Here is a 15,394-nt window from a genome sequence, read left to right as displayed (position 1 = left end):
GAATGCAGGGCCCTGGAATGCCCAGGGAGGATGTATCAGGTCCTCCGCTCGGCTCCTCCCTCGATGAGGTTTCGCCTTTTGCGAACTCAGGAGCTGGCATCCATCGAAATGCGCCGCACCCCCACCGGTCTTGCCTTTACGGCTTGGTTGGCGAGGTGGCCTGTGCTGGCGGCGAGGGCACGGAAACCAATCCCTATGCCATCGCGGCCAATTTCATCGCTTACCTTTCCTGCGCCATTGGACGGGGCGTGTACCTGCCCATCGGGAATACTTGGCACCACACTCGAATTTTCTGCCTGCACATCGGGCGCTCGGGGCGTGGCCGCAAAGGCGACGCCGTGCAACTGGTCTTGCGAATCGATCAGGCTCTGCGCGAGTTGGATGATCGGTATGCACCGCAGATTCACCGTGGCGGTCTGTCCAGCCGCGAGGGCCTTGTGGCCCTGATGCACGACGGCTATCGACAAGGCAAACAGGAGATTCCGGCGATTGACGACAAGCGACTGTGGGTGGTCGAGTCCGAATTCGCGAACGTTCTGCACCAGGGACGCCGCGAAGGCAATACGCTATCTGCCGCTCTGCGAGATTGCTGGGATGGCGTCAGTCTCAAACCCGCGACGAAGTCGAACCGGATGTACGCCAGTCATCCACACGTATGCCTCAGTGGTGCGATTTCGCCCAGCGAACTGACGGAAATGATGACTTCTCGAGAGTTGACCAATGGCTTTGCCAACCGGTTTCTGATGATCTGGGCCGAGCGATCGCAAATCTTGCCTTTTCCGAAAGCGACACCACAGGCCACCGTGAATGCCTTGGCAAGCAGGGTTCTGGAGATACTCAGATTCACAGGAGCCGATCAGGTGGATCAGCGTGACCACTTGCGGATGGAGTTGTCTGCGCAGGCACAGTGGCGGTACGCCCAACTCTATCGAACCGAACTCAACGAGGATCAGGGTAGCGAAGTGGTCAATTCGATGCTGGAACGCCGTGCACCGATGTTGCTGCGCTTGGCGATGTTGTTCGCGCTGACCGATTTGCAGACTCGAGTCGATGTGCCGCACATCGATGCAGCGATGGCTTGGATACAGTACATCACGGCATCCGTCCGGTACGTTTTTGTGAGTGCTGCTGACGATGCCAGGATGGCCCAAGCGCTCGAACTTTCCAACCGGGTGCTGGCTTTCCTGCACGATAGAGGTCAGGCCACGCGCAGTCAGATCAGCACAGAATGCTTCCGTGGCAAGGTGCCGAAGTCGTTGATCGATGACAGTCTGCAATGCCTTCTGACGAGTACGCCGCCAAAGATTACTGTGCGACAGGCCGACCGCAGCGACGGCGCACCTGGCGCGCCACTACGGGTGTACAGGCTGGCAGCGCCATAGCGCCAGGCTGAGGGGGGTTTTTTCGCTGACTTCGCCGACGTTGGTCACCCGCAAGTGCTTGTCGCATCACTAATTTCGCTGATTTCGCTGATTTCGCCTAAGTCCTTGCACGGACGTTCCCAGGAGAAAATCCAAAACTGGGTCACATCCTGTAGCGCATTGGCGCCGATTGCTTTTCCTTGATCAGTTTGCCAATGAGGTTGCTGGTTACGCCGACATCTCGTTGGTCAAGTGTCAGAATTACTTTCTGGGACTCATCAAAGCGACCCTGCTCTCGGTACAGCTCTGCAAGCTCCATGGTGTACCCAGGTCGCGAGGCGAAGCCCCATTTCTGCAGTATCGCGCTCAGTAGCTTCATGTTTTCAAGCTGCGCGTCTGTGGCTTCGAACGCCGGATACGTGAACGGGCTGTCCACCGGCCTGCTGTAGCTGGGCGGTTTCTGGCGGCGCAACTTATCCCACCAAGTTCGGCGATCGGGGTTGGCGGCCTCCCATACCGCCTTGGTGGTGGCTTCTTCCGCATCCCTGTGCTGACGGTAAGCCTGTCGATATTCGTGATTGAGATGTCGCCAGTACCCGAGCCTTGCCGCGACCTCCATTTCCTCGCTTGCTGCCTTGGAAATGCACTCGGGTAAAAGCTCATCTGGTACACGATCCATATACGGCAGCTCCGAGGAGTCAGCGGCATCGACTGCGACCATGTCTTTCAGCAAGACAAATTGACCGCAAGTGCAGCGACGAATCCCCTCATCGTTAGGCATTAGTGAGTACTCTCGCCAGCCGTCGGTCCAGTATTCGAATGCCGAAAAGTTCATCGACACATACCTGGGAAAGGAATACTGTGCCCCACAACACGGCGAAGCCATAATTCTGACGCCACGAACAATGGTCATACTGAACTTTGCCTTGCAAGCTCACCACAGCCGCGAGCGCTGTCGAGGTTCCGAGATTTACCCAAGGCTGTATCCATCACGATCCGGGTCAATCATGCTGTTTTCGAGTATCTGCGTCACACCCATCGACAGCACTTCGTTTTCCGACTCGGGGAACCCGTAGGTATCAAACAGGTAGTTAACGGCTGCAAATCCTCTCTCCAGAAAGTGCTTCAGACCTTCCGAATCGATGTGCGCGGCACCGGGTGCAACTTCAATCGCCGAGGCCAAGCACATTGCGACCACTTTGATGGACTCATCTGCCTGATTGAAGAAAAATAGCCAGAACGGCCATTCGGCATCCAGCGCGCGCAAGTAATGGCAGACCTCAGAAATCTCGTACAGCTCTCGCGGATCACTGTCATACCCGCTGATCATCAACGACAAGCGCCCCTTGTAGGCCCATGCGTGTTCAGGGCGTTCGACGGGAACGAGGGACCGGAGGAAATCGAGAGAGCTTTCAACATCCACGTCATCGATCAGCTGCCTAGTGATAACAAAAACCACCGGGTCAGCTACTGCAGGTCGCAGGTCGAAAAATCGCTTTGTGGTTTCCGCTTGCTCTTCTGCTCCATCGTCATCCAGTTCCTCGTCATCCTCATCTTCCTCGAGTTCGTCGTAGCCATCCTCGTGGCGCGCGAGAAACTTCGTGATGCGCGAGTTCGAATAATTGGCTGCCGCTGACAACAACTCATCCTTCAGCTTGCTGACAATTTCATCTTCTGAGACAGGGACGTCACGAACGCCGTCTGTGTCTGCCTGGTGGTCATCAACATAGTCCGAATCCTCGTCGGTAACTGCCCACAAGGCCATGCGCGCGTCCCTATCCAGCAACTCGACGAAGCCAGTCAAAAGACCCTCCATAGTCTCGAGGTAGGCATCCCAAAAGATGGACTCTTCCTGTTGTACCTGGACGCAAATCTCCTCCCACACATTTTTCAGGCCCGAGTCATCTCCGGAGAGCATTTCATTGGCATCCATCTGCTCCAAAGCCGCGATGGAATCCTTGATGAGCTTGTCGCTCAGTTGCCTTGCCCAGGCTGCAACGATGTGCTGTTCGATTCGCATCCGCGCCACCGTTAAAGCAGTTCAGCCTGTCGGCCGTACAGCCCGTCAAAAACAGCCTCTAGCGCAGGATGCACACCACGAAGCCCTGCCACCACCCTTGCGGCCCAGTCAAAGTACGCCCGTTTTCGGTCAGCGCTCCAGTCCGCTGGCGGGGATGCCAGGATGTCCCTGAGATTGCAGATCTTGTCGGCCAGCTTGACGAGTTTGGCCTCCGGCGAAATGTGCGGGGCATGGCGTACCTGTTCTTCTTTTCGCACCGCCTTGTCGAGACTCTTATCGTCGGTCACCTCCAGCACGATGCCAGTCACCGTGGCGCCGAAGATGGCCGCCAGTTCCTCAGCAGTGGTTTCTGTGTCCTCGACGGTGTCGTGCAGCAGTGCGGCACAAATTACTTCCGGCGTTTCACCCCCCCCCTCAACGGCCAACACACTGGCCAACGCCAGGGGGTGATTGATGTACGGGGACGCATCGGCATCCTTTCGACGTTGGTTCTTGTGTTTCTCGGCCGCAAACTGGGCTGCCTTCACAATCGCTGCTGCACTCATCTCTGCTCCCTTCTTTGCATTTAAACCTCACTGTTCTTCATCTACGAAGATTTTCAGGACATTGCCCCATTCATCCCAATCGATCACAAGGCCTTTTTTCTTCCGGGTCTGCAAGGCCTTGAAAACTCGATCGCAAAACTCCGAATGAACCGTCAGAGGATGAAGTTGAGTCCACGGGTGTGCATCAAGTTGCTTCAGGGCACTGCGCCACGTTCCCACCCATGGACGCTCCGGCAGATCCGTCATATCCTCATCGTCCTCCAGTGCAGATTCATTGGTTTCAACCCGGAACTGCCAGCCCTCGGGAGACTGCACGCCGTACAAGGTCAATGAACCACCTTCGGAACCCACGTCGACGATGACCTGCTTATTCCCGGCTCCGGCGGCAATCGGCACCCACTGAAAGTCGCTCAAGGTCTTCCCGCCAGACAGCACCGTATTGGTGCCAAGAAGAACTGTCACCACGAACTGATGAAGCGCGTTGAGTTGAACCAGCGCGTGCTCCTCCCAATTGGCGGCAGGGTCCTGCAAGAAACCACCCAGCATTTCCTGCAACTTGGCAATTAACGCGGTCATGCCGTTACCAATGATCTCTGCCAGGTGCTCGCCCTGATCGCTGCCGATGAGGTACTTTTTGATGTAGCCCCCCATCTGCTCGGCGCTGTGCCAACCCGGCATCCGGGTGTAGCCCGCGTTGTCATCCGTAAACGCTGCAATCACCTTCCCTACGGCTTCGACGAAGTCTTTCTCGGTCGCTACTTCGGCCAACGCGCGAATGGCGACGTCGAAAATATCTTTGACCAGCGCTGTCACCACCTCTGGTGATCCGAGGTATTTCGGTTGCATGGCCAGACCCATTGCCTTCACGAAGCCATCCACCTCCGGCTCCTCCAACGGCTGAAGCAAGTGAGACCGAATGATCTCCTCCAGCAACTTCAGGTCTTCATCGTCATCCGTGTTGCTGTACTCCCGGCTTTCCCGGTTCACGATCACGTCGGCGACGTAGGCGGCACCCTTGGGGTCAAAGGCGAATCCCACGTCAAAGATCAGGACGCCAGTCCAGCTCCGGTGCATCCTTAGCCGTTCGCCGGTGAAGTACAAAAACCACTTCTGCTCCATTACCGTGGGGAAGAAGCCGCGACGGATGTTCGCCATCTCATCGGGGTTGAAGCACAGCTTCGGATAGAGCACGGTGTGCCGCTCAGGCATGGACTTGAGGTCCGTCCAGTCTTCCGGCTGGACATTCGGGTGTTCCTTGTAAGCGATGATCCCGGCCACCTTCTCCGCCGCGTCAAGAATGGCCAGATCCCGATCGCGACCTTCGGCGTTCGGTGACTGCCGAAGCAGATCGCGAGCCTCATCAAAATTTACCCAACGCAAGGCAGCGGTCTGCCAGCTCGGCTTCGCAGGGGGATGCTTGGCATCCATCACGTAGTAGCAGGTGTTGGACGAGGAGCCTTTGAAGACGCCCGGGACGCTGATGCGGATTTCCGCGTCGTAGCCCGTTTTCTCTCGCACGGCGCGGATGGCAGCATCGCGCGGTGACTCTCCCTCCTTGGCCACGGTCTTGGCAAAGGTCCAGGCATACCCACCGTGGTGCTTGGCTGGCTCGCGAAGAAGAACTTTGTGCCCACCACTGACCACCACGCCACCATAGCTGTCTGCGGTGGGTTCTGTTTCGACAAAATTTGGGGAGGTCTGCAACTGGTAGAGCACATCCCAAACCTGGTGATACAGGCTCGCGCGCTTGGGCCCCTGCTTTTTGGCCACCTCTGACTTGAAGTTGCCATAGTCCAAGTCTTCGATCATCCGCGCCATCGCGGCGGAGACCTCGGCGCGCGGCGCGACCGCCCTGAAACGGTAGTCGGTATCGAGACTCTCCTGGATCGGCCCCAAGCCAGGAAGATAGTGCTGCTTGAGAGCTGCCAGGTCGCTACGGACTCGCGAGCGCACCGTCAACGTGCCGTTTTGCTTGTCGCCCGGCTTCTGTACAACGCTGAAAAATCCGATGGAGGTGATGAGCCACATAGTTTTGCTCTCCTTGACTTGCACAATCATACTTCAATCAGACTCTTTTTGATGCTGATTATTTAACTACCGGATCGTATCGACACACAACAATCGCTCCCTTATACTCTCGACGATCTACACCAGTCCACTTGGAATCGAGTAACAGAAGATGACCACAGATCGCCTACAAGAACTTGGACACGCCCAGCGTGACCGAATGGCGTACATCGAGCTGCGACTATGGTTCGTGGGCGAAATCCGCCGCCAGGACATGGCGTCACGCTTCGGAATCCAAACAGCCGCAGCTACCCGAGACCTGGGGCTCTACAAAGAGATGGCCCCAGCAAACATCGAGTACGACGGAAGCTCCAAGACATACATCATTGGGCGAGCGTTCACACCCCTGTTTGACTTTCCAGCCGAGCGAGTCCTGACGTGGCTGGCTGAAGGCTTTGGGGATGGAGAACCGGTCCGCTCCCGCACCGGTATCACCTGCGACATTCCCAACAAACTGGGGCAGCCCGATCTCAGCACGCTGGCCAGCATCACCCGGGCCATCAGTCACAAGTGCCCCGTGCGTATCAAGTACCAATCTGTCGAAAACGGCCAAAGCGAGCGTGAGATCGTCCCTTTCGCCTTACTGGACACTGGCTTGCGCTGGCACACCCGCGCCTTCGACCGCAAGTCGGGTGAGTTTCGAGACTTTGTGCTGACCCGGATTCAAGATCCTGCCGTGTTGAAAGATGCCCCGGTTGAGGCACATGAGCGTCCTGATCAGGATATCCAGTGGACTCGTATCGTTGAACTGGAGCTCGTTCCCCACCCAGATCAGTCACGACCAGAGGTCACACTGCTGGACTACGGCATGCGCGATGGCCTGCTCAAGATGAATCTGCGCGCCGCCACTGCCGGTTATGTGTTGCGCAAGTGGAGCGTGGACTGCTCCCCCGATCACAGCCTGCGAGGCCCTGAATATCGACTGTGGCTGCGGGATCACCTGGCGCTCTATGGCGTGAAGAACGCGCTGCTCGCTCCCGGCTACCGCTCGCCTGACCACCTTCGGCCAGAAGCCGAAGTGGAATGAGGGGCTGCTGATGCTGACAAAACTGGAACGGTACGTAGACCAGCTTGGCGAGCTACACACAAAACTCATCGTGCTGGCTGGGCCGCGCGGCAGTGGCAAAACCAAGTTGCTGCAAGAGTTGGGAGCCAAACTGGGTGTCCAGCCGCTGAACGTCAACCTGGAGTTGGGGCGTCGCTTGTCGGCTACGCCGCACGCAGCGCGTGGCTTTTCTGCGGGCCAGCTGCTGCGGGATATCGCTGACAAGCAGGGTAAAGAAGCGGTGCTGCTGCTCGACAACATCGAGTTGTTGTTTGAGCGTGGCTTGGAGATCAATCCGCTGGATCTGATCAAACGGCTGGCGCACTCCAAGCGCGTCGTGGCCGTTTGGCCCGGCGAACTGCGCGGGAATCGGCTGTATTACGCCGAGATGACGCACCCGGAATACCGCGACTACGACGCTGATGGCGTGGTCGCACTTGAGATTTAAAGCTTAGGGGAACGAGGAAAACATGGCTAACAAGATGAAATACGGTGATCTGGTCCAGTTCGAACAAATCGAATCGGTCATTCAATTGCTCGACGCCGGGCGGCCCGATGAGGCAAAGAAGCTCGTCACCACCTATGTCATTTCCGATGACATGGCCGAGCGGATCGCCAAGCTCATGATTCCTCAAATCAGCTTCGACGACACCGTTGACCATAAAGGTGTGCTGATCGTCGGCAACTACGGAACGGGTAAGTCGCACCTGATGTCGGTGTTGTCGCTGGTGGCCGAAGATGCGGCCTACGCCCCGATGCTTCGCCATCCGAAGGTGGCCGAAGCCGCTGCGTCCATCGCGGGCAAGTTCAAGGTGCTGCGTATCGAGGTGGGTGGTCTGGAGATGCCCCTGCGCCAGATCATCACCCGTAGGCTGCAAGAGTTCCTGGCCAACCTTGGCGTCTCCTACACGTTCCCCACGGCTGACCAGGAGCTGGACAACAAGCACTCCTTCGAAGAAATGATGGGAGCGTTTGAAGACGTCTACCCGGGCCAGGGCATCCTGTTGGTGGTGGACGAGTTCCTTGAATACCTCGATTCGCGTCGCGGCCACGAACTGGCACTCGATCTGGCCATCCTGCGCCAGATTGGCGAAGTCACCAAGCACCTCAAGTTCCGCTTTGTTGCAGGTGTGCAGGAAGCCATTTTTGATAGTGCCCGCTTCGAGCACGTGGCCAGCAGCATGCGCCGCGTGCACGAACGCTTTACGCAAATTCTGATCGACCGCAATGACGTCAGCTTTGTGGTCGCCGCGCGTTTGCTGAAAAAGAGTGCCGATCAGCAAAACAAGATCCGCGAGTACCTCACGCCCTTCACCAAGTTCTACGGCTCCATGAACGAACGCATGGACGAGTACGTCCGGCTGTTCCCCGTTCACCCGGACTACCTCAAAACCTTTGAGCAGATCCACTTCGCCGAAAAGCGGGGCGCACTGACCACCATCGAAGCCGCGATGAAGGCGCTCCTCGATCAGGAAGTGCCAACCGACAAGCCAGAGCTCATCAGCTATGAGACGTACTGGCAGACCATCAAGAAGAATTCCGCTCTGCGCCCAGATGCCAACATCAAGGAGGTTCTGCGCGTCTCCGACGTGCTGGAGTCTCGCGTGCAGCAGTCGTTCACGCGCCCGGCCTACAAAGGGATGGCACTGCGCGTCATCAACGCACTGGCCGTGCATCGCTTGACCACCGGCGGTGACATCCATGTGCCGATCGGCCCCACGGCAGCAGAGTTGCGTGATGCGCTTTGCTTGTTTGACCCGACCATTGCTGATTTGCCGGGTGATGCTGCGGAGAACCTGCTCTCCAAGGTCGTCACGGTCCTGCGGGAAGTGCTCAAAACCGTCAACGGCCAGTTCATTTCCAAGGCCGCTGACACCGAGCAGTACTACCTCGACCTGAAGAAAGACATCGATTACGATGCGCAAATCGAAAACCGCACCGGCAGCCTTGATGACGACCAGCTTGACCGCGCCTATTACGCGGCACTGCTGCAGTTGGTTCGAGAAAACCCGAACGACCCGAGCTATGTCTCGGGTTTCCAGATCTGGCAGTACCAAATCGAATGGCAAGAACGCCGTGCCGATCGCATCGGTTACCTGTTCTTTGGCGCACCGAACGACCGGCCCACAGCCCAGCCCGAGCGGGACTTCTACATCTACTTCATCCCGCCGTTCGAGAAGCGTAAGTTCACGGACAACAACCTGGCCGATGAGGTCTTCTTCCGCCTGAAAGGCCTGGACGAAGACATCAAACGCCACCTGTCTTCCTACGCTGCGGCGCTGGAGTTGGCTTCCACCGCCAGTGGCGGAGCCAAGGCCATCTACATGTCCAAGGCCCAGGACTTCCTCAAGGCCATGGGCAAATGGCTGCAGGAAAAGCAGATGACTGCCTTCGAAGTGACCTACCAGGGCAAAACCAAGACTCTGCAAGACTGGTCCAAAGGCATCTCCCTGCGTGACCGTGCGCGCCTTGGGCCGGATGAGCGCATCAACTTCCGCGACGTGGTCAACATCACCTCCGGTCTGGCCCTGAGCCAGCACTTCGTCGATCTGGCCCCGGAGTACCCCACGTTCTCGGTTCTGTTCACCGAAGGCAACCGCAAGCAACTGGTCGGCAACGCACTGCGCGCCCTGGCCGGTGGCAACCGCACCAAAGACGCCATTGCCGTTCTGGATGCACTGGAGTTGCTGGATGGCGATCGTGTCGAGCCAGCCAACTCCCGCTATGCCCAGGAGGTGCTGAAGCGCTTGAAGGAAAAAGGCCACGGCCAGGTACTCAACCGCAGCGAACTACTCTCGGGCAATGCGGATGTCGAATACTTTGCGCCCATTAAGTACCGTTTGGAACCCGACCTGCTGGTCACCGTGTTGAGCGGCTTGGTGTACTCCGGTGACTTGGTGCTGTCCATCACCGGCGACAAGATCGATTCCGGCAAGCTGGCGCAACTGGCTGAGCGCTCGCTGGAAGATCTCAAGCAGTTCAAACACATCGAAGCGCCCAAGGAAATCAATGTCGCCGTCCTGAAAGCCTTGTTCGAGTTCTTTGGCTTGGCCTCCGGCTGGGCGCAAAAGGCCACGCAAGGCGACCCAGAGGCAGTGCGTGAACTGCAAGACCGCATCAGCGCCATGACGCCGCGTGTGCTTAAGGCGGGCTCGGATCTGCAACAAGGCAAGCTCGGCTTTTGGGGCCAAAACCTGCTGCGCGAAGAAGAATCCAAGGGCTGGCACGCCCGGCTGGATTCGCTCAAGAAGTTCACCGAAGACCTGTCGCCGTACAACACCGTCGGCAAGCTGAAGAATCTGCGCGTCACCCAAGAGGACATCGAAGCGCAGAAAAAGAATCTGGAGGTCCTGGCCGCCGTTGAGCGCATGCTCGATCTGGTGGTGGAGCTGGGCAGCACGGCTGCCTACCTCTCGCAGGCCGAAATGGTGCTGCCTGCAGGGCACGAGTGGGTCAAGCAGGCCGAAGCCGCGCGCAAGGCGATGCAAGAAAAGCTGAGCAAGGACCGCACGACCGAACACGCCAGCGAGTACCGCCAAACGCTCAACCAGCTCAAGGAAGACTACAAAAAAGCCTACATCGCCAGCCACACCAAGGCGCGGCTTGGCGTGTCGGAAGAAAAGAGCCGGAACACCCTGCGTAACGACCCGCGTCTGCAAGGCCTGCGCGTTCTGGCTGGTGTGGAAATGATGAATGTCAGCCAGCTCACCACGTTTGAAGAAGCGCTGAATGGCCTCAAGAGCTGCTCTGCACTGGACGAGCCCACCCTCAACACGGTCGCCGTGTGCCCGCACTGCCAATACCGCCCCTCGGCCGAACAGTTGGAGCTCAGCATCCCTGCAGCCAAAGCACTGCACAAGCTGGATGACGATCTGGATCAGCTCGTCGCCAACTGGCAGCAAACCTTGCTGGAAAACCTGGAAGACCCCTTCACACAGGAAAGCCTCGGCCTGCTGCCGGACGCCAGCAAGAAGCTGATCAACTCCTTCCTGTCGTCACGCACGTTGCCAGACCCAGTCACCAGCGAGTTTGCCAACGCAGTGCAGATGGCGCTGGTTGGCTTGGAGAAAGTGGTGGTCAAAGCTGACGAGATAAAGCAGGCACTGCTGCTGGGGGGGTCACCTGCCACGCTCAAGGATGTGCGCGAGCGCTTCGAAGCCTTCCTGAAAGAGCGCTGCAAGGGCAAGGAAGATCCCGAAAAGCTACGCTTCATCATTGAGTAATGTGAAAGCAAATGGCTAAAGCAAGCGGCTTCGTCGCTGTTCTCTCCAAGAGTCGGATGACAGCTTTCCTCGCGTGTGTCGAGGAGGAACAGCCGTTTGCCGAGCCCGTGGCAGACTTTCAACATAGTCGCAATGCGGCTTTGGTCTGCTTCATTCTCGATGGCCGAAAGATTACGCATATTGCAATGGGGCGCAGAGGTAGTCGCGCGGGTACTGGCCTTCGACGACTCAATTTCGACAAAGCAGAGACGCTACCGGAGCCATTGGCACTACACCGGATATTCAAGCTATTGCCAAAGCGCAACCTGTCGTCAGTCCAAAAGCGGTTCGAGTCTGGCGGGCTGCTTACTGAAAAAGGTTTCGCCGTCGTTGTTGAGGCAATCCGTAAGCTTGCGCCGAAAGCCAGCTCACTACTTGAGCGATTCAGCCAGGAGCGCGCAGAGCGTATTCAGCGGCTGTCTGCCAAAACCCGAAACGGCCTGGCGCAGCAGAAAGAAGCACTGCTAACCGCTTTGTCGATTGCCAACCTGAGCAGGGAATCAGTACAGGAATGGACGCCGACTGATCGTCCCCCTGTCTCTTTTCTTGATGGACTGCCCAACACGCGTTTGCGTGAGGACCCGATGGTCATTCATGACCTGATGCATCTGCCCGGTTTTGACATCATCAAGACCTACCCATACAACGCAGCGGTATTTGAATCAGGGGCGACGTCTGAACGACTCACTGTCATCCTTGCCAACAGGCTCCCCCTGGAAGAGCAAACCGGCACCGATCTCATCTATTTCAATGAGACGTTCCAGAGTTTCGTCATGGTCCAGTACAAAGCGATGGAGCGTGAAGATGGAGCTGACGGTGTCTCGCAAGCCGTTTTTCGGCTTCCCAATACCCAGCTCACAGAAGAAATTGCAAGGATGGATGCGCTGCTTGCGGCGATCAAGGCTTGTCCGGCCAACGACTCCCATGACGGTTTTCGCCTGATCGAGAACCCCTTTTTCCTGAAGCTGTGCCCAAGACTGGTTTTCAATCCAGATGACATAGGTTTGGTGCCCGGCATGTACTTGCCACTGGACTACTGGAAGCTACTTGAGCAACACCCAGGCATCAAAGGGCCTCGGGGTGGGCTGCGGATTAACTACGATAACGTTGGCCGACACTTCGACAACTCAGCATTCACCTCAATCGTTGCCAAAGCATGGGTAGGCACGACACCGGCTCAGTCAGTTGTTCTTAAAGAAGCCATCCGTCAAACACTTGAAACCGGGAAGGCTGTTGCCATCGCGGTAAAACCAAAAAAATCAGATCAGTCGGCTGTCAATACGCCGATCGACTTTAGCGAGATCACACCCAATGAATGATTTTTTTCAGAGCCAATCGTCAAAATCCGGTCCGGTGGAATGTCTGGGCCAAACATTCCCGAACGAGAATGCGCGCCGCGACCATTTTCTGAAGCTGTTGGCCGAGAAGCTAAAAGATCCGGCGTTCCGCAAGATCGAAGGATTCCCACAGGGCACGGATGAAGCCATCCTGGCGATGTCTGATCCGCCGTACTACACAGCCTGCCCGAACCCGTTTCTTGAGGACTTCGTGCGTCACTACGGCAAGCCTTACGACCCGAGCGCAAAGTACAGCAGGGAACCACAAACAGTCGACGTGACGGTTGGTAAAACAGACGCGCTTTATAAAGCCCACTCGTATCACACCAAGGTGCCCCATCTTGCAATCGTGCCGTCGATCCTGCACTACACAGAACCCGGTGACATCGTTCTCGATGCTTTCGGCGGGTCAGGAATGACAGGGGTTGCCGCGCAGTGGTGTGGCTTGGCACCGGCGACCTATCGGCATGAATTGGAGATGGAATGGAAAAAACAAGGCAAGCCAGCGCCCAAATGGGGCGCACGGCGCGCCGTCATCAATGATTTGTCGCCAGCCGCCACCTTCATTGGTGCCAACTACAACATTCCGCTCGATGTCGCAGTCTTTGCCAAAGCTGGCAAGCAAATGCTCAAAGAGCTGGAACAAGATATTGGCTGGATGTACGAAACCACTCACACCGACGGCAAAACCAAGGGACGGATTGAGTACACGGTGTGGAGTGAGGTTTTCACCTGCCCGCATTGCGCTGGGGAGGTCAACTTCCTTGATGAAGCATTGGACGAGGAGACCAAGCGGGTCCGAGACGACTTCCCTTGCCCACATTGTGGTGCTGAACTTACCAAGAAGAAGCTCGAAAAACTCTTCGAAACGACAGTCGACCCCGTTTCAGGAAAAGCTCTCAAAACCGCAAAACGGGTACCGAGCCTGATCTTCTATATAGCGAGTGGCAAAAAGTATGAGAAAAAACCTGACAACTTCGATCGTCAGGTATTGGGGAAAATTGCGGCACTGAGTTTTCCTGCAGCTTTCCCGGCCAGTCGAATGATGCATGCCGCAGAAGATCAGCAGAAGTGGGGTGACAAATGGCGTGCCGGATCGGCGTCTTTTTCACACGTTCATCACCTTTTTCTTCCGCGCGCTGCACAAGCCGTTGGGAAACTTTGGGAGAAAGCCAATGCAAACCCAGATCCTCGCATCCGCGCTTTCTTGTTGTACATGGTCGAGCAGGCGATTGCCGGCCTATCAGTATTGAATCGGTATGGGCCCACGCACTTTTCTCAAGTTAACCGCATTTTGACCGGCGTTTACTACGTCGCATCACAACATTCCGAATGCAGCCCTTGGTACAACTTGGGCGGCAAACTCGACCGCCTGATCAAAGCGTTCAGTGATTACAAAGTCGGTGCTGGCAATACGGCGATCACTACAGGCACGGCCGCCCAGCTCGGACTGCCCGACAGCAGCATTGATTACATCTTTACCGACCCACCTTTCGGCGACAACCTCGCGTATTCCGAACTGAATTTTATCGTCGAGGCCTTCCATCGCGTATTTACACACCAAGGGCCTGAAGCGGTTATGAGTGACAGCCAACAAAAAGGCTTGCACGAGTACTACCGGCTGATGAAGTCCTGTTTTGCGGAGTATTACCGCGTACTCAAACCCGGGCGCTGGATGACGGTCGTTTTTTCGAACACCCAAGCTGCCGTTTGGAACGGAATTCGAACCGCTCTGCAGGAGGCGGGATTCGTCATCGCCAACGTATCCGCGCTGAACAAGGTGCAGGGCAGCTTTAATGCGGTTTCAAACGCAACATCTGTCAAACAGGACTTGGTCATCACTGCCTATAAACCCAATGGCGGACTGGAAGCGCGGTTCATCAAAGCGGGAGGTCAAGTCGATTCTGTGTGGGACTTTGTTCGAACGCACTTAGGGTATCTTCCGTCCGTCAAAATGAAGGGTGGCGAACTTGAATTTATTCAGGAGCGCGACCCGCGAATCATCTTTGACCGCATGGTGGCGTGGTTTGTGAAGCATGACTTTGTCGTGCCATTGTCCAGTCAGGAATTTCAGTCAGGTCTCAGCCAGCGTTTTGAACCGCGTGACGGGATGATTTTTCTACCTGAGCAAGCTGCGGAATATGACAAAAAGCGGCTGCAGGTGGCTGTGGCACCTCAGATTGAAATGTTCGTTTCTGACGAGCGAAGTGCTATCGACTGGCTATCTGATTTCTTGAAGAAACGTCCGTCAACATATGCAGAAATTACATCGGAATACATGCCAATTATTGGCGCGGCGAAAAAGAAAGGTGAAGTGATACCTGAGCTCGCCCGACTGCTGGATGAAAACTTCATTCAATACGATGGCAAGGGTGAAGTACCCAGCCAGATTCACAGCTACCTCTCCTCGAACCACAAAGACCAGCGTGGCCTCGAAAAGAATGACCCGGCCCTGATGACAAAGGCCAAAGATCGCTGGTACGTGCCTGACCCGAACAAGGCGCAAGACTTGGAAATGAAGCGCGAAAAAGCACTGCTGAAAGAGTTCGAGACCTACAAGGCCTTCACCGGACGCAAGATCAAAGAGTCGCGTCTGGAGGTGCTGCGTGCTGGTTTCCGGGCGGCGTGGGCGACCAAGGAATACCAGACCATCATCAACGTCGCCAACAAGCTGCCCGAGGAGACGCTTCAGGAAGATGAAAAGCTGCTCACCCTCTATGACATGGCGTTGACCCGCACAGAGGACGGGCTCTGAGC

At 56.5% G+C, this 15,394-nt stretch carries 10 protein-coding genes; 6 read left to right on the top strand and 4 right to left on the bottom strand.

Annotation, left to right across the window (positions count from 1 at the left end):
* Positions 1–17: 17 nt before the first annotated feature.
* On the top strand, positions 18–1,382 hold the full coding sequence (locus GZH91_RS10590; protein WP_232522175.1) for a DUF3987 domain-containing protein: 1,365 nt from the start codon (positions 18–20) through the stop codon (positions 1,380–1,382).
* A gap of 142 nt (positions 1,383–1,524) precedes the next feature.
* On the opposite strand, the gene GZH91_RS10585 is transcribed toward GZH91_RS10590, so the two are convergent.
* Genes GZH91_RS10585 through GZH91_RS10570 form a run of 4 tightly spaced genes read right to left on the bottom strand, consistent with a single transcriptional unit; the run spans position 1,525 to position 5,954 of the window.
* A complete protein-coding gene (locus tag GZH91_RS10585; protein ID WP_161984245.1) occupies positions 1,525–2,274 on the bottom strand; it encodes a hypothetical protein in 750 nt (249 codons plus the stop codon).
* A gap of 57 nt (positions 2,275–2,331) precedes the next feature.
* On the bottom strand, positions 2,332–3,381 hold the full coding sequence (locus tag GZH91_RS10580; RefSeq protein ID WP_147073221.1) for a hypothetical protein: 1,050 nt from the start codon (positions 3,379–3,381) through the stop codon (positions 2,332–2,334).
* A gap of 11 nt (positions 3,382–3,392) precedes the next feature.
* Positions 3,393–3,926, bottom strand: coding sequence for an HD domain-containing protein (locus GZH91_RS10575; RefSeq protein ID WP_147073222.1), 534 nt, complete (start codon positions 3,924–3,926; stop codon positions 3,393–3,395).
* A 27-nt stretch (positions 3,927–3,953) separates the two neighbouring features.
* A complete protein-coding gene (locus GZH91_RS10570) occupies positions 3,954–5,954 on the bottom strand; it encodes an NUDIX hydrolase (protein ID WP_161984244.1) in 2,001 nt (666 codons plus the stop codon).
* 151 nt (positions 5,955–6,105) lie between these two features.
* On the opposite strand from GZH91_RS10570, the gene GZH91_RS10565 reads away from it, so the two are divergent.
* Genes GZH91_RS10565 through GZH91_RS10545 form a run of 5 tightly spaced genes read left to right on the top strand, consistent with a single transcriptional unit; the run spans position 6,106 to position 15,392 of the window.
* Complete coding sequence (locus GZH91_RS10565; protein WP_147073226.1) at positions 6,106–7,020, top strand: WYL domain-containing protein; 915 nt, start codon at positions 6,106–6,108, stop codon at positions 7,018–7,020.
* 10 nt (positions 7,021–7,030) lie between these two features.
* Positions 7,031–7,486 (top strand): BREX-3 system P-loop-containing protein BrxF, encoded by a 456-nt coding sequence (gene brxF / locus GZH91_RS10560; protein ID WP_147073228.1) that lies wholly within the window; start codon positions 7,031–7,033, stop codon positions 7,484–7,486.
* A 22-nt stretch (positions 7,487–7,508) separates the two neighbouring features.
* Entirely contained in the window at positions 7,509–11,261 is a 3,753-nt protein-coding gene (locus GZH91_RS10555; RefSeq protein ID WP_198415290.1) for a DUF6079 family protein, read from the top strand.
* Positions 11,262–11,272: 11 nt separating this feature from the next.
* Entirely contained in the window at positions 11,273–12,619 is a 1,347-nt protein-coding gene (locus tag GZH91_RS10550) for a hypothetical protein (protein WP_174861852.1), read from the top strand.
* Positions 12,612–15,392, top strand: a complete 2,781-nt coding sequence (locus GZH91_RS10545; protein ID WP_147073230.1) for a DNA methyltransferase — start codon at positions 12,612–12,614, stop codon at positions 15,390–15,392. The genes GZH91_RS10550 and GZH91_RS10545 overlap by 8 nt, the downstream gene beginning before the upstream one ends.
* The last annotated feature ends 2 nt before the right edge of the window (positions 15,393–15,394 follow it).

Source organism: Sulfuriferula plumbiphila (genome assembly GCF_009938015.1).
Classification (GTDB): domain Bacteria; phylum Pseudomonadota; class Gammaproteobacteria; order Burkholderiales; family Sulfuriferulaceae; genus Sulfuriferula; species Sulfuriferula plumbiphila.
This window is presented reverse-complemented; position numbering and strand designations above follow the sequence as displayed.